The organism is Streptomyces sp. NBC_01476, from assembly GCF_036227265.1.
GTDB lineage: Bacteria > Actinomycetota > Actinomycetes > Streptomycetales > Streptomycetaceae > Actinacidiphila.
The window spans coordinates 7,353,262-7,374,001 of the sequence record NZ_CP109446.1; the positions used below are offsets into that span (position 1 = coordinate 7,353,262).

The window sequence follows — 20,740 nt, forward strand, 5'->3', positions numbered from 1 at the left end:
GGGCGGTTACCTCACCAACAAGGCGATCAGGGTCAACACCGCGAAGCTGACCGCGGCCTGGGTGTAGTACTGGTGCAGCAGCCCGGTCTGCGGGCGGCGCGCCCACCTGCCGAGCCGGCGCGCGCCCGCGGCGGTCGCGCGCACCAGGGCGTCGATGCCGTCGTCGTCGAGCCGGGCGGCGGTCCGCGCCGCCGCGAGGCCGCCGCGGGCGGTCATCCGCACCGCCCCGTCCACGATCCGGTCGTCGAAGGCGGCCACCGCCCGGGCCAGGCCGAGCACCGGGCGTACGACCAGGGCGTGCGCGGCCCGTTCGAGGTGGAGCCATCCTGCCGCCCATTCCCGCAGGACGCCGGGGACCGGTACGAGGCGGCCTCCCCACCACCACGCGAGCGCCCCGGCCCCCAGGGCGACCCCGGCGGACAGGCCGAACTGCCAGGGACGCGGGCCGGCTTCGCCGGACGCCCCGACCGTGTCCGCCAGCGCGGCGGAGACACCCGGCAGCGCCAGCACGCCGAGCGTGGCCGCGGCGAAGGCGAGCAGGAGCAGCGGCGGGCGCATCGCGGGGGCGACCTTCCGGGTGCCGGTCTCTTCGGTGTCGTAGCGGGCCCCGGCGTCCCCGGCGCCTCCGGCGTCCTCGGCGTCCTCCGGCAGCGGGCGCAGCACGTACCAGAGGGCCTTGACGCTGTAGCCGGCCGAGACCGCGGCAGCCGCGAGGCCGACCGCGTACAGGGCGGCATCCTCGTGGTGAGCGGCGGCCAGGGTCTCGTCCTTGGTCGCCCACAGGGACAGCGGCGGCAAGCCGGCGAGCGTCAGCGCCCCGAGGGTGAACGCGATTCCCACTACCGGGTACGCACGCGCGGCGCTGCGCAGCGCGGTGAGCCGCTTGGTGCCCAGTGCGCTCAGCCAGGCGCCCGCGGCGAGGAACAGCCCGGCCTTGGTCGCCGCGTGCGCGACGAGTTGGGCCGTTCCGGCCGCCACACCGCCGCTGCCTGCCGCGAGCACGATGAATCCGACCTGGGCGCAGGTGGAAGCCGCCAGCAGTTGCTTGAGATCGGGCTGCGCGACCGCGACCACACCCAGTGCCAGCGCGGTGGCGGCCCCGGTCCAGGCGACCAGCGGCCCGGCCCAGCCGGTCGCGGCCAGCAGCGGATGGAGCCGCAGCAGCAGATACGCCCCGGCGGCGACCATGGTGGCCGAGTGGAGGAGCGCGGAGACCGGGCTGGGTCCCTGCATGGCCCGCGACAGCCAGAAGGAGAAGGGGAGTTGGGCCGACTTGCCGGCGGCGGCCAGCACCACGCCGGCCGTCACCACGTGGAGCCACGGCGTACCGGGGTCCGCCAGCCTGTCGAGTCGCAGGGAACCCGCGCCGCCCGCCACCGCGGCGCCGGCCGCCAGATACAGGCCGAGGTCGGCGGTCCTGGTGGTGAGGAAGGCGGCGTCCGCGGCCCGCACCCGGTGCTCCTGCCGCCACCGGAAACCGATCAGAGCCCAACTGGTGGCCCCCATCACCTCCCAGGCCATCAGCAGCAGCGCCAGCGTGGTCGCGGTGACCGTGACCAGCATCGCGCCGGCGAACAGCAGCATCAGCCCGAAGAACCGGCCGCGGTCCGCGCTCTCTTCGAACTCGCCGGCCGAGAAGAGCAGCACACAGGCGGTCACCGCGGCGACCGTGATCACCATGACGGCGGACAGCCCGTCCACCCGCAGCCCGGCCCTGACCCCGGCGAACAGCGGTGCGCTCACGGCGGGCCGGGCGACCGCCGCGCCGACGGCCAGACCCAGCGTGACGACCGCGGCGGCGACACCGGCCCAGGAAGCGGCGCCGTCGGCGCGCCGGCCCGCAAGAGCGAGCCCCGCCCCGGCGCCGAGCGGTACGGCGGTCAAGAGCCACAGCAGGGCGCTCATCCCTTGAGGTCCTGGGCCGCGTCGGCCATGTCCACCTGCCGGGCACGGAAGATCGCGGTCGTGACGGCGAAGCCGATCGCCATCTCCACCGCCATCGCGACCAGCGCCGCGACGACGACCACCTGCCCGCTTCCCGTGGCGGGGGCGAGAAAGTGCCAGAAGGCGGCGGCGCCGACGACGATGCCGCCGATCATCAGCTCGATCCCCATCATGATCATGACGATCGACTGCTGGGACAGCGCCCCGAACAGGCCGATCGAGAAGAGCCCGGCCGCCAGCAGCAGGAACAGCTCCAGGATCACCGGCCCACCCCTCCGCCCACCGGGTCGCGCGCCGGACGCTGATCGAGGTCGTCGCCGAACCGGTCGTACCGCCCCCGTCGCGTGGCCAGTACGGTGGCCCCCACCATCGTGGCCAGCAGGACGAACCCGAGCGTGATCATCGTCAGCATCTGGCCGCCCATCAGCGACTCACCCAGCTGGAACGTCGTGTCCGCGGGCCGGGTGCCGGTCCGCTCCGGCCACCGCACCAGCAGGATGCCGGCGGCCAGCGCGACGAAGACCCCGGCACTGATGACAAGCGAGCCCCGCTTGTTGTGGACCATCGACATCTGCGTCAGGCCGGCCGGATCCATCATGTAGGCGACCATGAACACCGCCATGACGACCATCTCCATCACCATCATCAGCACGGTGACCAGGCCCAGATAAGGCAGCCCCAGCACCACCACCTCGCCGCCGGCACAGACCAGCGACGCCAGCAGCGCGAACGTCGCGCGCGCCATCGAACCGACGGAGAACACCAGCAGGGCGGCCACCAGGGCGAGGACGGCAAGCACCCCGAACAGCACAGCGGACACGGACCGTTCTCCTACCGGTTGAGTACGACCAACGCCGGCACCAGAGCCTGGAGGACGGCCAGCGGGACGAGGACGACCCAGGCGAACTCCACGTACCGGTCGGCACGGACCATCGGAAACCGCCGCTGTATGCACACCAGCGCCACCAGTACGGCCAGGGTCTTGAGCAGCGACCACGCCCAGGGGGCCGGCCCGGGCCCCGCACCGCCGCCCAGGAACAGCGGCACCGCCATGGCCGCGCCGGCCGCCAGCCACAGCCACCGGCCCGCCTGCAGGAGCAGGCGGTCGGCGCCGCTGGTGTCTCCCAGTACCCCGCCGGCGATGTCACGGCCCGCCGGGTAGGAGAACGGGCCGAGGAAACTGAACGCCGACACGCTCGTCAGAAAGACCGCGAAGGCGAACGGCATCCAGACCGCGAACCACAAGCCGTGCTGGGCGGCGACCACACCGCCCACCCGCAACGACTGCGCTCCGGTCGCCGCCGAGATCAGCGCGAACATCAACGGCAGCTCGTACGCGAGGCCCTGAGCGAGATACCGGTAGCCGCCGATCAGGGAGAAGGCCGCGTTCTGCCCCCACCCGGACATCCACAGCCCCGCCCAGGTCAGGACCTCCATCGCGTTGAACCACACCACGCCCACCGAGAGGTCACCGACGGTGCGCCGCCCGAACGGGACGACCAGGACCGCCAGCACCGCGGCCACCGGTACGGTCACCACGCCTGCCCGCCGCAGCAACGTGTCCGAGGACGGCGTACGCCGCGGCTGCGCCACCAGCAGCCGCGGCACCTCCAGCAGCCGGCGCCCCGCCGTGACCACGCCGGCCGGCCGGCCCGCCTCCCGTGCGATCAGCAACGCGTCGGCGGCCACCGCGAACACCGCGAGAGCCGGCAGCAGGGCCGGGGCGACGAACAGCGACCACCAGGGAGCGGCGTCAACCACGGGCCGCCGCCGGGAGTTGAGCCGCGAGTTCGTCCGGGTCCGGGTCGAGGCTGGCGACGATGAGGCGGGCCGCCGCCACTTCGGCTCCCGCCAGCAGGCGCGGGAGCACGGCCGCGAGGGCGGCGGACGGCGGGCGCGGCCCGTCGAGCCGGCCGCGGGGGCCGTGGGGGGCGGCAGGGTCGTGCGGGCTTCGATCGTCCGGCCGGCGTTGATCGGACGGCCGGCTGTGATCGTCCGGCCTGTCCTGATCGGCCCGCCGGTTCCGGTCGTTCCGCCTGTCCCGGTCGTCCCGCCTGTCCTGATCGTTCGGCCGGCTGTGGTCGTACAGTCGGCGCCGGTCGCCGAGCGGGCGCCGGTCGTTCAGCCGGGTCCGGTCGTCAAGCCGGGCTACGTCGTCGACCACAGCGGTGAGCCACTCCCGGTAGCGGGCGGGCACGTCGCCGTCCGCGCGGGCCGCAGGACCGCTCACGCCGGCGGCCTCCGCTTCCGCCCGGGAGAGTTCTCCCATGCCGCGGGTCAGCCAGTACAGGGTGCGGGACCGGCCGGTCCGCCGGGCGAACCGCTCGGCCCGCGGCCGGACGGCGGCGGCTTCCGCCCCCGCCACCAGGTCGTCGCGCAGCCGGCGCGCCGCGGTGGCCTGCCCGGGCCAGCCCGCCACCGCCAGGAACCGGCCCAGACTGTCCAGATGGGCGGCGGCCCTGCGGCGGGCGGCTTCGCCCAGCAGCACCTCTTCGCCCGCCGCGGCCCGCGTCCACGGCTCGGTCCAGTACGGGGAGACGGCCGCGGTGGCCCCCCACAGGGACTCCGCGAGGTCGGCCCGCTGGATCACGTCGCCCTGGAGAGTGAGACGCATCGTCAGACCGGCGGGCCAGTCGGGAAGGAAAGGACCGAAGGAGAGGTGGACTCTGTCCAGGGCCAGGCCGTCGCGGTCCGGGCCCCGTTCGGCCATCGCCGGGCCGGCCGGCATCCCCGTCCCGTCACCGTGGCCCCCGCCGTGGTGGTGGGTGCCCTCGCCATGGCCCTCGATGCCGGGCCGGGGCAGTGGCGTGGCCAGTGACACGCGGGACGCCGCGACCGCCGCGGCGACCTCGTCCGCCGTCCGCGCGTGCGCCCGGACCCGGGGAGCGGGCATGTCCCGCCACAACCGGTCGACCGCGGGCTCCAACGACGGGCCGACGGCGCCCGCGACGAACAGGACGTTCGCCTCCGCCGGGGTACGGGCCTCGGGCAGATCCCGTCGCCGCAGCTCCCGTTCGGCCGCCAGCCGTACCGCGGTCGCGCCCGGCATCGTGAGCAGCAGTACGCGCGGCCGGGCCGCGGTCGCGCGCAGCAGCACAGCCCTCAGGTCCATCGCAGCGCACCTTCCCGCCAGGCGTGGGCGACACCGGCAAGCAGCACCGTGAGGAAGGTGAACATCTCGATCACCGCGCTGGGCCCCATGGCGGAGATGACCCGTGTCCACGGGTACATGAAGACCATCTCCATGTCGAAGGCCAGGAAGAACATCGTGACGGTGTACCAGCGCGGATGGAAGCGGCTCACCGCGTGCTCGCTCGGCTCAAAACCGGAACCGAACGGCTGGGCGACCAGCGGGTCCGACGTCACCCGGAGCCACCGGGCAGCGCCGTAGACCCCGCCCACCGCGAGCAGCGCCACGCCGAGCAACGACAGGGCCGCGGTGAACCCGCTCACCGGCTGCGCCAGGCGTCACGCCGGTGGTCCCGGCGCCGCCGGAACCGGGCCCCGCCGTCTGCCGGCCTGCCGTGCGCCGTGCCGTCGCCCCACAACACCCGTACCGCTCCTCTTCCTTCGGACTTGACCACCGCGCGGGGCGCTTTACCGCTTTGTCGCTTTGCCGCCCCGGGAACCGCCGAGCCTTTCGCCCCGGCGGACGCGTCTTCTTCGGACCACGCCAAGATGCTCCCTTTGAACCGGTATGCCGTGGGGGAGGCGCGCCAGTCCTCCGCCGCCCGCGCCCACACGCCCGAAGCCGGGACGTCGCATTGCGAGACGGTCTGCGTGACGCGTACCACTCTCCGGGCGCTTCGGTTGGGGCATGCGCGAGCATGATCGGAATGGACGCTCGTTTCCTTGGCACCGCTGATCTGGCCGAAGCACCTTCCGTGGCGGTCGTGGTGGACGTCATGCGGGCTTTCACCGTGGCCGCCTGGGCCTTTGCGCAAGGGGCGGAAAAGATCGTTCTTGCCGAGTCGCTGGACGAAGCCCTGGCGCTCAAGGCGCGCCACCCGGATTGGGTGGCGCTCAAGGACGGCCCGCCCGCACCCGGGTTCGACGCCGTCAACTCCCCGGGCCTGCTGCGGTCCGTTGACCTCGGCGGACGGACCGTGGTGCAGAAGACCACGGCCGGGACGGTCGGCGCCCTTGCCGTCAAGGAGGCGCCGCTGGTGCTGTGCGCCGGCTTCGTGGTGGCGGAGGCAACGGCTCGGCTTTTGCGGACGCACGGGAGCGATGACATCACCTTCGTGGTTACCGGCGACCATGGCCAGGCCGACGAAGACCTGGCGTGTGCTCAGTACATCGCCCGGCGGGCCACCGGAGCCGGGACGGACCCTGCCCCGTTCCTCCGCCGCGCCGCCGCGTCGCGCGCCGCCGCCGAACTGACGGAGGGGGTGCGCCAGGGAGCCCATCCGGACGACGTCGCACTCTGTCTCGAACTCGACCGGTTCCCCTTTGCCATGGTGGCGACCCCGGAAGGCCCGCTCATGGTCCTCCGCCCCCACGCGATGCCTTCGCCGACCACCGGGCACCCGGCCTGACCGCCGGCGGGCGGATACTTCACCGTGCGAGAGCGCCCGGTTGTGCCTGTCAGGCTCCGCGCCAGGGCGATTCTCCGGGCCGCGGGCGGGAGCGGGCCTTGGCGGCGGGCCCGTTGCCGGGTGGGCGCGCGGGTTGTCGCGCGGGGCGCGGGCGGTGGGGGTCAGGCGTCGGGCGTCGCGCGCTGGGCGTCGTGGGAGAGGCTGCGCGCGATGGCGGCCGCGTGGGCGGCGATGTCGTCGACGGTGGCGTGCCGTCGCCGGAGGAAGCCGGTGCGGAGGAGCGTGGCGTAGCCCTGTGCCCCGGCGATCTGCCGTTCCAGCAGGTTGAGCGCACTTTTGCCGTCCCCGCCGGTGATCTGCAGTGCGGCGGGCAGCATCGCGTCCATGACGCCTCGTCCGGCGTCCAGCAGGTCCTGGCTGTCCGCGCCCTGCAGTTCGTCGGCGAAGATCAAGTCGAAGCCCGAGCCGTGTTCCGCGGCGAAGCGAGCGTAGGCGGCTGCCGCCGCGGAAGCGGACTCGACCGGGTCGGCGGTCCCGTCGGGGCCGGTGACGGCCGCTTGGGCCTGGTGGAGTTCCCTGGTCAGCTGGCGTGCCGCCGCGATGGCGCACGCGATCAGCAGGGCCTGCCGGCTGGCGAAATGACGGTAGGGAGCGGCGCTGCTGACCTCGGCCCGCCGGGCGACCTCGGCCACCGTAAGCGCCGGGATGCCCTGCTCCGCGATGACCTCCAGTGCCGTGGCGACCAGGACGGCCTTGAGGTCGCCGTGGTGATACGTGCTGCGCTTCGGCACGGGATCGCCTCCTGACTCAATGTAAGAGGTAGCTTACATCGACTTTCCGCGGGGCGCCACCTCCGGCCCCGCTTCCGTCGGTGCGCGCCGCGCCGCGCCGCCCCTTTGCGCCGCAAGGAAAGGAGGAGCCGGCGGTCGGTTCGGGGTGGTAATCCGATCGTCCGCCCGGCAGTTGGTCAGTTTTTCGCGTGATCTTCACCTGTGGCAGCCGGGCCACGTCTCCGAGCAGGGGTTCTGATCGTCCTTGATACCTCTCGCCCCCCGGGCGTGAGCACCTGGCCGGTCACCCCCTGAAGCAGCCGTGAGGATCCATGAACGAGAAGAAGCGCCCCGCGCCCTCCGGACCGGGCGCCGTACCGCGCCGCCGCGACGTACGCATGCGGACCGTGTGGACCGCCGCCGCCGTGCTGGCCGCAGTCGCGCCGTTCGCGCTCTCCGGGACGGCCGCCGCGCAGGCCACGACCGCCGCTGCCGCGGCGCCCGCCACGTCCGCCATGTCCGCCGCGCACGGACCGGTGACGGCGCGGTGGACGACGCAGAACGTGGCCCCCGGCGTCCAGGTGCGCACGGGCACCATCCGTAACGCCGCCGCCACCCCGGCCTGGACCGTCACCGTGCAGGCCCCGGCGACCAGCCGGCTCACCGGCGCCGCGACCTGGGCCGAGGTGGGCCCGCGGTCCTGGGCCACCGCCACCGCCGCGCAGTTGCAGGCCGCCGGCTTCCAGCCGCGCACGGAGACCGTACGGTGGCCGGGCTACACCGACACCCCGCACGGCACGATGGGCCTGCGGGTACGCGTGGGAACGTACGCGAGCCAGGCCGAGGCGCAGGCCGCCGCGGCCACCGTCGCCGCGGCCGGGTTCCACGCGGTCGCCGAGTGGACCGGTTACGAAGCCGGCCAGACCGCGGACGTGGAGAACATCCACGTCGCCGTCATCGACCCGCGGAAGTTCACCGGCACCGTCGAAGGCACCCACGACGGCAACATCGCCCAGCGCGAGACCACGTCGTCGGTGGCCGCCAAGCTCGGCTCCCTCGTCGGCGTCAACGCCGGGTTCTTCGTCACCTCCGACTCCGACGGCGTCCAGGGCACCCAGTCCGGCATCGCCGCGTACGACGGGCAACTGGAGTCGATGGCCGCGGGTTCCCGCGCCGCCCTGGTCATCGACGACGGCGGGCGGCACGTCCGGGTGGCGGACCTGACGTCCACGGTCACCGCCCACGCGGGCGCGTCGAGCTACGCCGTGCAGGGCGTCAACCGGGTCCCCGGCACCGTACGGGACTGCGGACGCCCCGGCCTGACGCCGAGTCCGCTGCCCTGGCAGGACGTCACCTGCCACACCACCGACGACCTGGTGCGGTTCACGCCCGCCTTCGGTGCGGACCTGCCCACCGGCGCCGGCACCCAGGCGGTGCTCGACGCGGCAGGCCGTGTCGTCTCCAACGGCGCGCGCGGGGGCCGGGTCCCGGCCGGCGATACGGTCCTGCAGGGCATCGGCACCGCGGCGGCCTGGCTGACCTCGCACGCCACGCCCGGGCAGCGCGTCCAGGTCAGCGAGTCCGTACGCGACACCGCCGGCCGACCCGTCCCGCTCGGCCGCGGTGACAGCATCGTCAGCGCCGCGCCCACGCTGGTGAAGAGCGGGCGCGTCAGCATCGACGCGGCGGCCGAGGGCACGGTCGACCCCCGGGACCTCTCGTTCGGATACGCCTGGGCCAACACCCGTCAGCCGCGCACCATGGCCGGCGTCGACGCCGCCGGCCGTCTCCTCCTGGTCACCGTCGACGGCCGCCTCACCGGCGGCAGCGAGGGCTACACCCTCCAGGAGGGCGCCGAGTTCATGCGTTCCCTCGGCGCGGTCCAGGCCCTCAACCTGGACGGCGGCGGCTCGACCGCGATGGCGGTGAACGGCAGTCTCGTCAACGCGACGTCGGACGCCACCGGTGAGCGTCCCGTCGGTGACACCCTCCAGATCCTGCCGCAGCGCCGCACCCGCTGACGCTCCCCCCGGGGTCGCCCGCCGGTGCTCCCGGCCCGCGGCCCCGGGTCCGGCGGGCCGGGACGGGACATCCGCGTGGCCCGCCCCGTCCCGGAGGCCCCGCGGCGGCGTCCCGGAACCCGACGTCGTGCCGGCAGACCGGAGAGCCGGAACGCCCCCGCAGGGGCCGCGCGCACCTCCCCGCTCAGCCTGCGGCGAGCGACACCGCCGAGCGGATGCCGCGTACGTAGTCCCGCTGGCGTCCGCACGCCGCGAAATGGCCGCCGGCCGGAGACTCCTGCCAGTCCCGTACGGTGCAGAACCGTTCCGCGAACTCCCGGGGCACGTTCACCGGGTCACGGGGGAAGCCGGCGCACGCGGTGGGCGCCCCGATCCGGCCCCAGGGCTTTCCGCCGCCCTCCGCGCAGGGGGTGAACGACGTGCCCTCAGGCGGGCCTCGCCCCGGTGAGCCGTTCGCTGAGGTCCCACAGGTCTGCCGCCGTGCCCGGGTCGATGGCGTGGGGCGCGACACCTACCGGCCAGCTGGTGCGGCCCTCGACGGTGTCGTCGTCGGCGGCCAGGGGGGAGATGTCGTTGTTCTCGCAGTAGACACCGCCGTAGCCGTCGAGCTGCGGGCTGGTGGCGCACCAGACGCTGGTCGAGGCGCCCTGCTCGGCTGTCTTGGCGCCGCGTTCCGGGTCGATGATCGGCTCGCCGCGGTCGTCGATGAGGTTCATCGCCCGCCGGTCGGTGTCGGTGGCCCACGGTGAGAGGTCGGTGGTGATGATCGATCCGGGATGCAGGGAGAAACCCCGGATGCCGTCGGGTTCACCGCGCCGGTCCAGATCGAGCGCGAAGAGGATGTTGGCCGTCTTGGACTGCGCGTAGCCCATCCACTCGTCGTACGGGCGACGGTCGAAGTTCGGATCGTCCAGGTGCACGGGGGAGAGCCGGTGCGCCCAGGCCGACACGGCGACGACACGGGCACCCTGGGCCCGTCGCAGGGCCGGCCACAGCCGTACCGCGAGCTGGAAGTGGCCGAGGTGGTTGGTGGCGAAGTGGGCCTCGTACCCGCGGGCGTCGCGGGTCAGCGGCACCCGCATGATGCCGGCGCTGTTCACCAGGATGTGCACCGGGCGTTTCGCGGCGAGCAGGTCGTCGGCGAACCTGTCGACGCTCACCGGGTCGATCAGGTCCAGGTGGGCGATCTCGACCCGGTCGATCCCGGCGAGCCGGGCGCGGGCCTTGTCCGGACAGCGCACCGGAACGACGACCGTGGCTCCCGCCGCGCTGAGTGCCCGGGTGGTCTCCAGGCCGATACCGGAGTGGCCACCGGTCACCACGGCGGTGCGGCCGCTCAGGTCGATGCCGTCAGTGCCGTCAGTGCCGTCGATGCCGTGAATGCCGTGAATGATGTCAAGGGCGGTGTTCGCGGCGCTGAAGCCGGAGCCGATGGGGTGCTGCAGGCTGGTCATGGGTTGTGCACTCGCTTCCACAGAGGTGAGATTTCCACGGTCGGCCGTCACTCCCCGGGCCGCCTCCGCGAGGGCGACGCGGTCGCGGGTTCCTGGTGCGGCCCGGGGGAGAGGTCAGACGACGCCGCCGGAGGTGTGGACGATCTGCCCGTCGATCCATCGCAGATCGAGCGCCACGGCCAGGACCACGTCGGCGATGTCGTCGGGGACGCCGACGCGGTCCAGCGGGGAGAGCGCCTGGATGGCGGCTCGCGCGGCCTGCGGGTCAGGGGCACGCCGCAGGTCGGCCTCGAACATGTCGGTCACGGTGGGGCCGGGGGCGACGGCGTTGACGGTGATGCCGCGCGCACCGAGTTCACGGGCCAGCACGACGGTGAACGCCTCCACGCCGGCCTTGGAGGCGGCATAGGCGGCGTACTGCGGCGGCAGGTTCCTGGTGATGGCACTGGAGATGTTGACGATCGCGCCGCCGTCGCGCAGGTGCCGTGCGGCCTGCTGTCCCACGAACATCGTGCCGAGCAGGTTGGTCTCCACGGCGGCACGCATGTCCGCGACGGTCAGTTCCGTGACGGAGGCGGTCGCCAGCACCGCGGCGGCGTGCACGACGACGTCCACCTGGCCGAGGCGCTGCCGGGTGGTCCGGAAGAGCGAGGCGACGCTGTCGGCGTCGGCCACGTCGGTCTGTACGGCGATGGCGTCACCGCCACGGCTGACGATGTCCTCCACCAGGTGTTCGGCCGTGCCGGTGTTCGAGCGGTACGCGATGGCGACGGTGTGTCCCGCCGCCGCGAACCGCTCCGCGATCCGGCGGCCGATCCCGCGCGATCCGCCGGTGACGATCACGACGCGGCGGTCCGTCGCGGGGGCGGGCTGTTCTGAGCTGGTCATACGGAGATCGTCGCCGGGGCCGGGGCCCGGCGGCTTCCGTGCCCGTCCGGGAAACCGGTGCGATAGTACGAATATGAGGGATGACCTGGGAACGGTGTTCGACCTGCTGGAAGTCAACGGGGTGATCTCCGCCGGCTTCACCGCGGGCGGCAGGTGGCGCACCCGGTTCCACCCGACGGTGCGGCTGAAGCTGCTCGCCGTCGCCCGCGGAAGCGCCCGGGTCTCCGCGGACGACCGCGGCGAGTCCGTGGTGGCCGGTGCCGGGGATGTCGTGGTCATGAACGGCTGCGGGTCGGTGCTGGTCGAGGACGCACGGGACGGCGGCGGACTGCAGAGGTCCTTCGTCCACCCGCCTGGCCAGGCGTTTTACCATGCCGGGTGCGGTGAGGACGTCGTCGTGGTCGGCGGTCACATCGACCTGGCCGACGGGACCGACGCGCTGGTCGCGGGCCTCGGCGGTGCTCTGCTGCACCTTCCGGCCGGCCGTGACACCGCCAGACTGGCCGGCACCTTGCACCATCTCGTCGACGAGGCCATGGCGGAGCGCGTGGCCTCGGAGCCGGCGAGCAGGCTGCACGCGCGCCTGGTCATCCTCGAAGTGCTGCGCGCCATGGTCGAGGACGGCGAGTCCGTGCCCGTCGGGTGGGCACGCGGCCTCCTGGACGACGGCATCCGCCCGGCGCTGCGCGCGATGCACGACGACCCCGGGCGGGCCTGGCGCCTCGAAGAGCTCGCCCACCGCTCGGCCATGTCACGCACCGCCTTCGCCGAGCGGTTCACCGCCCTGGTCGGGAAACCGCCGCTGTCCTACCTGACCGGCTGGCGGATGTACGTCGCCCGGCGCGCGCTGCGGCAGAGCGACGCGCACATCGACGAACTCGCCCTCCAGCTCGGCTACTCGACGGCCGGCGCCTTCAGTACCGCTTTCCGCCGCGAGGTCGGGGAATCCCCGCGCGCGTACCGTTCCCGCCACGGCAGCGGCCCCGCCACCGCCCGGCTGACCGGCTCCGCGGGCCACCGCTCCCGGTGATCCGGGGACCGCCGGGCCGCAAGAGCGGCCGCGGGGAACGGACCGGGCTCAGAACTTCAGGTCGGCTGCGTGCTGCAGCCGGGCGCCCATGTTCCGCTCCATCATCCGCAGCGCCGCGTCCGCCAGGTCCTGGTGGATGTGGGCCACGGCGTCCTGGAGCACGGTCAGCTCCAGGTGGCGGATGTGGGCGTCCAGCGCGGAGTAGAGCACGCACTGCTCCGTCACCTGACCGCAGAGCACGATGTGCCGGATGCCGTTCTGCTGGAGCAGATACTCCAGCGGTGTCTGGAAGAAGATCGAGTGGCGGGCCTTGACGACGAACAGGGAATCCTCGTCCGGCAGCACCGGCTTCACCAGGTCCGCGTACTGTCCCCGCAGTGCCGTCTCCACCAGCTCGTCGTGGTGGGAGCGCCAGCGGCCGAAGTTGTCGTTGACGTAGATCACGTCGGTACCGCTCCTGCGTGCGGTGTCGATCGCGGTCCGGACGGCGGGCAGCGCCTGGCGTACCGACGCGACCAGCGGCTCCGCGTCGGGGTGGTCGTAGGTGTTGATCATGTCGATGACGACGAGTGCGGAGGTGTGATCACTGCCCATACCGACATCCTCCCCCCGCCGGGGCGCGGGGACATGTCGGGCGGGGCCGGGCTGCCGGGTGAGGTCCAGGAGGGCGGCCACCAGCCGGCCGGCGAAGGCGCTGTCGTCGGCGTCGGCGCGCTGGGCGCTGACTTGTGGCCGGCGCGGACCGCGTCGCCGATCAGGGCCTCGGCCGGCGCCAGGGCTTCCAGCGCCGGGGCCTGCACGTGGTCCGTATGCCGCACCCGCCCGGAAACCGGGCCGCGGGGCGCGGCAGTGGTTCTAGCCCTCCGTGGCCGGCGCGGCGGCGCCGTCGCCGTCGCGGAACCGCCGCAGCCGCGCGGTCAGCAGCCGGATGACCGGGGTCCGGGCCCGGTGCCTGCTCTCGTACCGGAGAACGCTCTCCACCTCGTCAGGACCCAGGTCCCGCAGGGAACTCTCGATCGCGATTTTCGGGAGGTGCGGGTAGCCGACTATCGGGACTTCCGCTGTGGCCGGGCCGGGCAGCTCACCATCGAACAGTTCCACTCATATCATCTCCAAAGTCCTTGGTCCGCCTTCCCCGGTCATCCTGGGCCAAACCCCCCTACCGCACGGGGCTCTCGGTGCCCGCGGTGTCGTCGAGGAAGCCGCCCGACTGGTGCTGCCACAGTTTCGCGTAGGCGCCGTCCGAGGTGAGCAGTTCCTGGTGCGTGCCCTGTTCGAGGATCCGCCCGCGGTCGAGGACGACGAGCCGGTCCATGGTGGCGACCGTGCTCAGCCGGTGCGCCACCACCAGCGCGGTCCGTCCCTCCATCAGCCGCCACAGCGCCTCCTGGACGAGGAGTTCGCTCTCGGAGTCCAGCGCGCTGGTCGCCTCGTCCAGCAGCAGGATCGGCGCGTCACGCAGGACCGCTCTGGCCAAGGCGACGCGCTGGCGCTGTCCGCCGGAGAGCTTGACACCGCGTTCGCCCACCATGGTGTCGAAGCCGTCCGGCAGTGCGTCGGCGAACTCCGTGACATGGGCGACCTCGGCCGCGCGGCGGATCTCGGCGGGGGTGGCATCCGGCCGGGCGAACGCGATGTTCTCCCGCAGCGTGCGGTGGAACATCGCCGGGTCCTGCGGCACATAGGCGATCAGGCTGCGCAGGTCGGCCTGGCGCAGCCTGCTGATGTCCTGGCCCCCGATCAGGATGCGGCCCGCGTCGACGTCCGTGATCCGCAGCAGCAGCCGGATGAGCGTGGTCTTGCCGCCGCCGGACCGGCCGACGAAACCGACCTTCCCGCCGCTGGGCACGGCCAGGTCGAGACCTTCGAAGAGCGGTTCCGCGCCCGCGTGGGCGAAGACCACCTGCTCGAAGCGGACGTCGGCGCCCCGGGACCGCAGCGGCTCCGGCGACGGCGGATCGACCACGGTCGGCGGCGTCCGCAGCAGTTCGGTGAACTGCGCGGCCTCGGTCATCGAGCTCTCCAGCCGGCGGTAGATCTGGTTGAACTCGAACATGACCCGCGTCGCGTTGCTGTAGTACGTGAAGGCGACCACGACCTCCTCCACACTGTGCCGGCTCCCGCCCAGCGCGACCGCGAGCAGCAGACCCAGCGCGTTGGTGAGCACGGACAGCGGCGCGACCAGCGTGTCGATGCGCAGGTTGCCGTAATCCCATGACCGCAGCGTGAGCCGGCGCGATTCCGCGACACGCGACCGGTGTTCGGCCGCCTCGCGCTCCTCGGCGGCGAACGCCCTGACCGTGTCGATGTTCATCAGGCTGTCCGCGACGTGACCCGACACCCGGGCGATGGCCTCCTCACGGCGCCCGACGAGCGCCTGACGGCGGCGGATCAACGGTGTCACCACCAGCCCCGTCAGCGCGATCATCCCTACCAGCCCGACGACCAGGAGCGGTTGGTAGCGCCACAGCACCACAGAACCGAACACCAGCGGCACGAGGCTGCCCACGACCGAGAACGTCAGCGTGTCGACGAACTCCTCGAAGCGGGAGGCGAAACTCAGCACCCGCTTGGTCAGCGACCCGGCGAAGTTGTCGTGGAAGAAGGCGGCGTCCTTGGCGAACAGCTCGTCCATGCCGATCACGTACAGCTGCTCGATCCCCAGGGCGTCCAGGCGGTTCAGGCAGTGCAGGCCGAGCCGCCACAGGGTCTCCGCGAGCAGCAGGACACCGGCGAAGCCGAGGACGTAGGGCAGCGTCGAGCCGATGGCGAGGCCGGCGTCGCCTGCGATACGGCCGACGAGCTTGGCGATGACGAGCGGCGCGATGTAGTTGATCCCGATGTTGCCCAGCGCCGGGAGCAGCATGCCCGGCACCGTCAGCCACCGTAACCGGGTCAACTCTCCTGTGTAGTACCGCAGTGCCAGGAACACCGAACCCCTGTCCGGTGAATCCTTGCGCGATTCAGGCGATCCCATCCCATCCCAACCCTGCGTGGTCGTGCGGGAATCCGCGAAGCCGCTGCCTCACCGGCCCCGCGGAGCCTGCTTCTGAGTGCCCGCGCTCCGGTCCTCCCCTTGTCGTCCGGCCGGGGCGCCGCGGGTGAGCCCCGCCGAACTCGTGACGCCCCATCCGTTGCACGGGCGGGCCGGGAGACGCAGTGTCCCGTGACGGCGCCCGCACCGTCCAAGCGTTTTCTCTTCGCGCTTGTGAGCTGGGGTGTTGCCGGAAGCGGGATGCGTCGTGCGAAAGATTCACTGGACCTGGGCCGCTCGGCGCTCGCAGAGTGTGACGCACGGGACAGCGGCCGTCGAAAGCCGTCCCGGGCCGGCCGGATCCTCCGCGACGGCAACGTTCTCAGCCGCCAGAACCGTCCGAGGAGCATCTCCATGGGGACCACCACCGTGATCGACGCGGCCCGCCGGGCGCTGGGGCCGGTCGGGGTGACCTTGCCGGTCTCGTTCACCACCGCCCTGTCCATCGACGCGCAGCGCAAGGCCGTCGACCGGCTGGAACGCGCCGGCTACCGCGCCGTCTGGACCAACGAGGTCATCGGCGGCAAGGACGCCCTCGTCCAGCTGGCCGTCCTCCTGGCAGCCACGGACCGGATGGTGTTCGGCACCGGCGTCGCCAACATCTGGGCCCGGCAACCCCCGACCATGCACGGCGCCGCGGCCGTGCTGGCCCAGGCGTATCCCGGCCGGTTCGTGCTCGGCATGGGCGTCGGATACCCGCAGCAGGCGGCGAGCGTGGGCCTGGAATTCGGTACCCCGCTGGCCACCCTGCGCGCCTACCTGAACCGGATGGCCGCCCCGACCCAGCCGCCCGCGCCCGACGTCCCCTATCCGCGGATCATCGCCGCGAACGGACCGAAGATGCTCGCGCTGGCCGGCGAGATCGCCGACGGAGCGCTGCCCGCGGTGCAGCCTCCCGAGTTCACCGTGCGGGCGCGGCGGACACTCGGCCCGGACAAGCTGCTCGTCATCGGACTGTCGGTGGTCCCGGACGACGACCGGGACCGGGCGAGGGCCGTGGCGCGGCAGCGGATGGCGGAGGCCCTCGACCGCCCGTCGTACGCCGCCGCCCTGGCCCAACTGGGCTACTCCGAGCGGGAGATCACCGAGGTGGGTGACCGGCTGGTGGACGCGGTCATCGCCCACGGCGATCCGGCCGCAATCGCGGACAGGGTACGCGAACACCTGGCGGCAGGCGCGGACCACGTGACGCTGCTGCCGCAGATCGGCACCGCGTTCTCGGTGGGGGTGGACCAACTGGAGTGGCTCGCCCCGGCGTTGACCAGCATTGACCGGCGCTGACCGGCGCTGACTGGCATTGGCCGGTATTGGCCAGCATTGAGTACGGCGGGCTCCGGGCGACGCGGCAGGCCGCCGGCCGCTGACGCCGTGGCGGCCCGCCGGCCGCTCAAGAATCCACGGGCCCGCGTCAGCGCACGGCTGACGGAGTTCCGCACCCATTCCCCGGCACACCGCCGGATCGCCGGATCGCCGGAACACGAAAAGCCCGGGGCTGGAGTGGCGATCGGTCAATTCCCCGCAGAACATCTATCCTCTGCGGGTGCACTGCTCCCCGGGGATTTCCGGTACCGGTCGATTCATGGGTGGATGAGGGGTCTTCGATGGCGTCGGACAGTCTGCCGCACCATAAAAAAGAGCCGATGAACTGCGACTTCGACGCGCTCGCCGCCAACGAGCACCGCTGGCGGGCGCGTGGCGCCGATGTGATCGCCGTGGTCGCCGCCGGCGGGGTAATCGGCGCCGAGGCCCGTTATCTCGCCTCCCGTCTCTGGTCCGATCCGGCCGGCCGTTTTCCGTACACGACCTTCGGGGTGAATCTGACCGGCTGTTTCCTGATCGGTGTTCTCCTGGTCGTCGTCAGCGATATGCGCACGGTCAACCGCTTGGTGAGGCCGTTCCTCGCGACGGGCGTGCTGGGCGGCTTCACGACCTTCTCCACGTACGCCGTGGACAGTCAGCGTCTGATCGCCACCGGGCACCCGGGCCCGGCGCTTGTCAACATCCTGGGCACCATGGCAGGGGCGTTGGCCGCCGTGAGCACTGGGGCGCTCACCACACGCCGTATCGTCGCGCTCCGCAGCGCCCGCCGCGCCCGGTGAACGCTCTGTGGGTCGCGCTGGGCGCGGCGCTGGGGGCACCCATGCGCTACCTGATCGACAAGCAGGTGCAGGGCGCGTGGAAGACGGTGTTCCCCTGGGGGACGCTGGCGGTCAACGCCCTGGCCAGTCTGGTGCTGGGCCTGGTCACCGGGCTCGTCCTCGGCGGTGCCCCCGGCGCACTGCTCGAAGGTCTGGGGGTCGGACTGTGCGGAGCGCTGTCGACGTACTCGACCTTCTCGTACACCGCCCTGCGGCTGTTCGAGGACGGCTTCAGGTTCTACGCCGTGGCGGACGTCGCGGTGTCGATCATGGTGGCCCTCGGAGCCGCCTCCTTCGGACTGGCTCTCGGCACGTACGCGACGGCCTGAGGATTTCCTCTCCGCCGCGGCTGCCCATCAGGGCCCCTACGACAGCGGTTCGTGATGCGCCCAGACGACCTTGTACGGGTACCGGGACTGCCAGCGCTGGATGAACTCCTCAAGTCCGGGCGTGCTGAACGCCGCGTTGAGCGCGTCGAGGTCGGCGAGACCGAACCGCACGACCGCGCTGGCGACGAAGAGGGGAGCGTGGTCGTCCCCCGGCACGCGGATGTGGCGCTGTGCCGCGAACTCCTGGATGCGCCCCGAGCCCGTCATCAGACTTTCCATGTCTTTCAGATACTGATCGAGGTCGGCGTCGGGGATGGATGGATCGAACGAGACAATCATCGTGTGGCTGATCATGGGTCCATCGAACCGCCGCCCGGCGGTGAAGTCCAAGACCGGTCGGATCTTCAGCGATAACCTGCAGGCATGATTGATCTGGAGGCGCGCGAGCTCGAGTACTTCGTGGCGGTCGCCGAGGAGCTGCACTTCGGCCGTGCCGCGGTCCGTCTGTCGATCGCGCAGCCCGCACTGTCGAAAGCGATCCGGCGGATCGAGGCGCGGCTGGGTGTGCAGCTGCTCAGCCGGTCGAGCCGGCATGTCGCGCTCACCCCGGCCGGGGAGGCGCTGCTGCACCACGGCCGCCACGCGCTCAACGCGGTCAGCGCCGCGGCCCAGGCCGCGCGCCGGGCCGGTGATGCCCAGGCTCACCTGCGGCTGGTGATCAAGCCGGGCGGAGACGCCCATCTGCTCTCCGGGATCCTCGCGGAGTACGCCGCCCGGCCCGACGCACGCCGGGTGGACATCCTCTTCGGCGGTGCCACCGACCGCGCCGACCACGTGCGCGACGGCAGGGCCGACGTGGCGCTGCTGTACGCGCCGTTCGACGACCTCACCGGGCTCGCGTCCGAGACGCTGTTCGTCGAAGGGCGCGTCGCGCTCCTGCCCCGCGGCCACCGGCTGGCCGCACGGACCGAGGTGCGGCTGGCCGACCTCGAGCACGAGACGCTGGCGCGCTGGAAAGGCGTGCGCTGGACGGGAGTGCCCGACGACGGCAGCGGGCCGGAGATCGCGGACGGCGCGCAGATGGTCCAGCTCATCATGCTCGGCCGGATCATCGCGGTGCTCCCGCGCTCGCTCGTCGAGCCCGTCCACCCCGGGCTGGTGTACGTCCCGGTGACCGGCGCGGCGCCCAGCCGCCTGGTCGTCGCCTGGTCGGAGCTCGACCGCCGGCCACTCGTCGCCTCGTTCGTCGAGGCGGCGGTCGCAGTGGCGGCCGGCTTGGGGGCCCCGCGGCAGGACGCGGGCTGAGCGGACCCGGGCTGAGCGGACGCGGGCTGAGGGGAGGCGGATTGCGCGAACGCGGGCTGTGCCGGGACGGGGTGGGGGAACGCGGGTTGCGGGGCCGTGACTCAGGCGGCGGCGCGTTCCGTGGCCGGCCGGCGGCGGAGGGCCGGGTGCTGGAGCGCCGGCGGCAGGTAGGCGGAGCTGTCGGGTGCGCCGACGTCCGTGCCGGGCGGGACGATCGCGTCGATCCGGTCGAGGATCTCGTCGGTGAGGGTGACGTCGACGCCGGCGAGCAGGTCGTCGAGCTGCTCCATCGTGCGCGGCCCGATGATCGCGCTGGTCACCCCGGGATGGGCGATGGCGAACGCCATCGCGAGGTGCGTCATCCGCAGACCGGCCTCTTCGGCGAGCGGAATGATCTGCTCGATGGCATCGAGCCGGCGCTCGTCGCCGAAGGACTGGAAGACGGCGGCACGGCGGAGGTCGGTCTGCTGCCCCTTGCGGATGCGTCCGGTGAGCATCCCCTTCGCCAGCGGGCTCCACACCAGCGTGCCCATTCCGTAGCGCTGGGCGACGGGCAGCACCTCGGATTCGATACCGCGGTTGAGGATCGAGAAGGTCGGTTGTTCGGTGCGGAACCGTTCCAGACCACGCCGCTCCGCCACCCACTGGGCCTCCACGATGTCGGAGGCGGGCATCGTGGACGACCCGATCACCCGGACCTTGCCGCTGTGGATCAGGTCCGAGAGCGCCGAAAGCGTGTCCTCGATGTCGGTGTCGGGGTCCGGCCGGTGGATCTGGTAGAGGTCGATGTGGTCGGTCTGCAGGCGGCGCAGCGAGTTCTCGACCGCGGTCATGATCCAGCGCCTGGAGTTGCCCCGCTGATTGGGGTCGTCACCCATCGGGAGATGCAGTTTGGTCGCGAGGACGATGTCGTCGCGACGTCCCTTGAGCGCCTTGCCGACGATCTCCTCCGACTCGCCGCGGGAGTACGCGTCGGCGGTGTCGACGAAGTTGATCCCCGCGTCCAGTGCTCTGTGGATGATGCGGACCGACTCGTCGTGGTCGGGGTTGCCCAGGGCGCCGAACATCATCGCGCCGAGCGCGTAGGGACTGACCTTGATGCCGGTGCGGCCGAGGGTGCGGTAGTGCATACGGTTTCTCCTGCCGTGGTGGCCGGGGGCGTGGTGGGCGCTCCGCCGATGCCGTAACCTGAGGTTAAGCGGAACGCCTTTCCGGAACTATACGGAACGGCTTTCCGGAAAAGCAAGCGAAGGAGTGTCGTGACGGAGAACGCGGCGCCGACCGGCGCA

The 20,740-nt window shown here is 72.4% G+C and carries 22 protein-coding genes; 7 read left to right on the plus strand and 15 right to left on the minus strand.

The window, feature by feature from the left end:
• Positions 1–6: 6 nt before the first annotated feature.
• From OG552_RS32010 to OG552_RS32035, 6 genes are read right to left on the minus strand one after another with little or no spacing between them, the layout of a single operon-like run.
• Positions 7–1,905: an NADH-quinone oxidoreductase subunit 5 family protein gene (locus tag OG552_RS32010; RefSeq protein WP_329138915.1), complete on the minus strand. Its 1,899-nt coding sequence runs from the start codon at positions 1,903–1,905 to the stop codon at positions 7–9.
• Positions 1,902–2,207 carry an NADH-quinone oxidoreductase subunit NuoK gene (locus tag OG552_RS32015; RefSeq protein WP_329138917.1) on the minus strand — a complete coding sequence of 102 codons (306 nt, stop codon included), beginning with the start codon at positions 2,205–2,207 and terminating at the stop codon, positions 1,902–1,904. Before OG552_RS32015 ends, OG552_RS32010 begins: the two co-directional genes overlap by 4 nt.
• On the minus strand, positions 2,204–2,764 hold the full coding sequence (locus tag OG552_RS32020) for an NADH-quinone oxidoreductase subunit J (protein ID WP_329138919.1): 561 nt from the start codon (positions 2,762–2,764) through the stop codon (positions 2,204–2,206). The genes OG552_RS32015 and OG552_RS32020 overlap by 4 nt, the downstream gene beginning before the upstream one ends.
• Before the next feature lie 11 nt (positions 2,765–2,775).
• The gene (locus tag OG552_RS32025; protein WP_329138921.1) at positions 2,776–3,705 is read right to left on the minus strand and encodes an NADH-quinone oxidoreductase subunit H; all 930 of its coding nucleotides are present in this window, start codon (positions 3,703–3,705) and stop codon (positions 2,776–2,778) included.
• Positions 3,698–5,056, minus strand: a complete 1,359-nt coding sequence (locus OG552_RS32030) for a hypothetical protein (RefSeq protein WP_329138923.1) — start codon at positions 5,054–5,056, stop codon at positions 3,698–3,700. The genes OG552_RS32025 and OG552_RS32030 overlap by 8 nt, the downstream gene beginning before the upstream one ends.
• Positions 5,047–5,397 carry an NADH-quinone oxidoreductase subunit A gene (locus tag OG552_RS32035; protein WP_329138925.1) on the minus strand — a complete coding sequence of 117 codons (351 nt, stop codon included), beginning with the start codon at positions 5,395–5,397 and terminating at the stop codon, positions 5,047–5,049. Before OG552_RS32035 ends, OG552_RS32030 begins: the two co-directional genes overlap by 10 nt.
• Positions 5,398–5,780: 383 nt before the next feature.
• On the opposite strand from OG552_RS32035, the gene OG552_RS32040 reads away from it, so the two are divergent.
• On the plus strand, positions 5,781–6,482 hold the full coding sequence (locus tag OG552_RS32040; protein ID WP_329138927.1) for a 2-phosphosulfolactate phosphatase: 702 nt from the start codon (positions 5,781–5,783) through the stop codon (positions 6,480–6,482).
• A 161-nt stretch (positions 6,483–6,643) separates the two neighbouring features.
• Here OG552_RS32040 and OG552_RS32045 read toward each other — a convergent pair whose 3' ends face one another.
• The gene (locus OG552_RS32045; protein WP_329138929.1) at positions 6,644–7,273 is read right to left on the minus strand and encodes a TetR/AcrR family transcriptional regulator; all 630 of its coding nucleotides are present in this window, start codon (positions 7,271–7,273) and stop codon (positions 6,644–6,646) included.
• A gap of 311 nt (positions 7,274–7,584) precedes the next feature.
• On the opposite strand from OG552_RS32045, the gene OG552_RS32050 reads away from it, so the two are divergent.
• The gene (locus OG552_RS32050) at positions 7,585–9,273 is read left to right on the plus strand and encodes a phosphodiester glycosidase family protein (protein WP_329138931.1); all 1,689 of its coding nucleotides are present in this window, start codon (positions 7,585–7,587) and stop codon (positions 9,271–9,273) included.
• A gap of 184 nt (positions 9,274–9,457) precedes the next feature.
• Here the strand turns inward: OG552_RS32050 and OG552_RS32055 are convergent, their stop codons facing one another.
• From OG552_RS32055 to OG552_RS32065, 3 genes are all read right to left on the minus strand, one after another.
• Entirely contained in the window at positions 9,458–9,604 is a 147-nt protein-coding gene (locus OG552_RS32055) for a hypothetical protein (RefSeq protein WP_329138932.1), read from the minus strand.
• A 94-nt stretch (positions 9,605–9,698) separates the two neighbouring features.
• Complete coding sequence (locus OG552_RS32060; protein ID WP_329138934.1) at positions 9,699–10,727, minus strand: SDR family NAD(P)-dependent oxidoreductase; 1,029 nt, start codon at positions 10,725–10,727, stop codon at positions 9,699–9,701.
• A gap of 114 nt (positions 10,728–10,841) precedes the next feature.
• Positions 10,842–11,615, minus strand: coding sequence for an SDR family oxidoreductase (locus tag OG552_RS32065; protein WP_329138936.1), 774 nt, complete (start codon positions 11,613–11,615; stop codon positions 10,842–10,844).
• A gap of 73 nt (positions 11,616–11,688) precedes the next feature.
• Between OG552_RS32065 and OG552_RS32070 the strand changes: the two genes are divergently transcribed.
• Positions 11,689–12,645 (plus strand): helix-turn-helix transcriptional regulator, encoded by a 957-nt coding sequence (locus tag OG552_RS32070; protein WP_329138938.1) that lies wholly within the window; start codon positions 11,689–11,691, stop codon positions 12,643–12,645.
• Between the two features lie 48 nt (positions 12,646–12,693).
• Here OG552_RS32070 and OG552_RS32075 read toward each other — a convergent pair whose 3' ends face one another.
• The 3 genes from OG552_RS32075 to OG552_RS32085 all read right to left on the minus strand — a co-directional run bounded on the left by OG552_RS32075 (position 12,694) and on the right by OG552_RS32085 (position 15,622).
• Positions 12,694–13,239: a cysteine hydrolase family protein gene (locus tag OG552_RS32075; RefSeq protein ID WP_329138940.1), complete on the minus strand. Its 546-nt coding sequence runs from the start codon at positions 13,237–13,239 to the stop codon at positions 12,694–12,696.
• Between the two features lie 261 nt (positions 13,240–13,500).
• Positions 13,501–13,746, minus strand: coding sequence for a hypothetical protein (locus tag OG552_RS32080; RefSeq protein WP_329138942.1), 246 nt, complete (start codon positions 13,744–13,746; stop codon positions 13,501–13,503).
• Between the two features lie 58 nt (positions 13,747–13,804).
• A complete protein-coding gene (locus tag OG552_RS32085) occupies positions 13,805–15,622 on the minus strand; it encodes an ABC transporter ATP-binding protein (RefSeq protein ID WP_329138944.1) in 1,818 nt (605 codons plus the stop codon).
• A gap of 411 nt (positions 15,623–16,033) precedes the next feature.
• On the opposite strand from OG552_RS32085, the gene OG552_RS32090 reads away from it, so the two are divergent.
• The 3 genes from OG552_RS32090 (at position 16,034) to OG552_RS32100 (ending at position 18,146) form a co-directional block, all read left to right on the plus strand.
• Positions 16,034–16,960 (plus strand): TIGR03620 family F420-dependent LLM class oxidoreductase, encoded by a 927-nt coding sequence (locus OG552_RS32090; protein ID WP_329138947.1) that lies wholly within the window; start codon positions 16,034–16,036, stop codon positions 16,958–16,960.
• Between the two features lie 320 nt (positions 16,961–17,280).
• Complete coding sequence (crcB, locus tag OG552_RS32095; protein ID WP_329138949.1) at positions 17,281–17,778, plus strand: fluoride efflux transporter CrcB; 498 nt, start codon at positions 17,281–17,283, stop codon at positions 17,776–17,778.
• A complete protein-coding gene (locus tag OG552_RS32100; protein WP_329138951.1) occupies positions 17,775–18,146 on the plus strand; it encodes a fluoride efflux transporter FluC in 372 nt (123 codons plus the stop codon). Before crcB ends, OG552_RS32100 begins: the two co-directional genes overlap by 4 nt.
• Positions 18,147–18,182: 36 nt before the next feature.
• On the opposite strand, the gene OG552_RS32105 is transcribed toward OG552_RS32100, so the two are convergent.
• The gene (locus OG552_RS32105) at positions 18,183–18,536 is read right to left on the minus strand and encodes a hypothetical protein (protein ID WP_329138953.1); all 354 of its coding nucleotides are present in this window, start codon (positions 18,534–18,536) and stop codon (positions 18,183–18,185) included.
• A gap of 33 nt (positions 18,537–18,569) precedes the next feature.
• On the opposite strand from OG552_RS32105, the gene OG552_RS32110 reads away from it, so the two are divergent.
• A complete protein-coding gene (locus OG552_RS32110) occupies positions 18,570–19,451 on the plus strand; it encodes a LysR family transcriptional regulator (RefSeq protein ID WP_329138955.1) in 882 nt (293 codons plus the stop codon).
• A gap of 101 nt (positions 19,452–19,552) precedes the next feature.
• On the opposite strand, the gene OG552_RS32115 is transcribed toward OG552_RS32110, so the two are convergent.
• Positions 19,553–20,581, minus strand: a complete 1,029-nt coding sequence (locus OG552_RS32115) for an aldo/keto reductase (RefSeq protein ID WP_329138957.1) — start codon at positions 20,579–20,581, stop codon at positions 19,553–19,555.
• Positions 20,582–20,740 lie beyond the last annotated feature (159 nt).

Bases quoted from the DNA above. Each gene is read 5' to 3' on its own strand.
- OG552_RS32010 (WP_329138915.1), bottom strand. From the start codon at position 1,905: ATGAGCGCCCTGCTGTGGCTCTTGACCGCCGTACCGCTCGGCGCCGGG.
- OG552_RS32030 (WP_329138923.1), bottom strand. From the start codon at position 5,056: ATGGACCTGAGGGCTGTGCTGCTGCGCGCGACCGCGGCCCGGCCGCGC.
- OG552_RS32040 (WP_329138927.1), top strand. From the start codon at position 5,781: ATGGACGCTCGTTTCCTTGGCACCGCTGATCTGGCCGAAGCACCTTCC.
- OG552_RS32050 (WP_329138931.1), top strand. From the start codon at position 7,585: ATGAACGAGAAGAAGCGCCCCGCGCCCTCCGGACCGGGCGCCGTACCG.
- OG552_RS32060 (WP_329138934.1), bottom strand. From the start codon at position 10,727: ATGACCAGCCTGCAGCACCCCATCGGCTCCGGCTTCAGCGCCGCGAAC.
- OG552_RS32065 (WP_329138936.1), bottom strand. From the start codon at position 11,615: ATGACCAGCTCAGAACAGCCCGCCCCCGCGACGGACCGCCGCGTCGTG.
- OG552_RS32070 (WP_329138938.1), top strand. From the start codon at position 11,689: ATGAGGGATGACCTGGGAACGGTGTTCGACCTGCTGGAAGTCAACGGG.
- OG552_RS32075 (WP_329138940.1), bottom strand. From the start codon at position 13,239: ATGGGCAGTGATCACACCTCCGCACTCGTCGTCATCGACATGATCAAC.
- OG552_RS32085 (WP_329138944.1), bottom strand. From the start codon at position 15,622: ATGGGATCGCCTGAATCGCGCAAGGATTCACCGGACAGGGGTTCGGTG.
- OG552_RS32090 (WP_329138947.1), top strand. From the start codon at position 16,034: ATGGGGACCACCACCGTGATCGACGCGGCCCGCCGGGCGCTGGGGCCG.
- crcB (WP_329138949.1), top strand. From the start codon at position 17,281: ATGGCGTCGGACAGTCTGCCGCACCATAAAAAAGAGCCGATGAACTGC.
- OG552_RS32110 (WP_329138955.1), top strand. From the start codon at position 18,570: ATGATTGATCTGGAGGCGCGCGAGCTCGAGTACTTCGTGGCGGTCGCC.
- OG552_RS32115 (WP_329138957.1), bottom strand. From the start codon at position 20,581: ATGCACTACCGCACCCTCGGCCGCACCGGCATCAAGGTCAGTCCCTAC.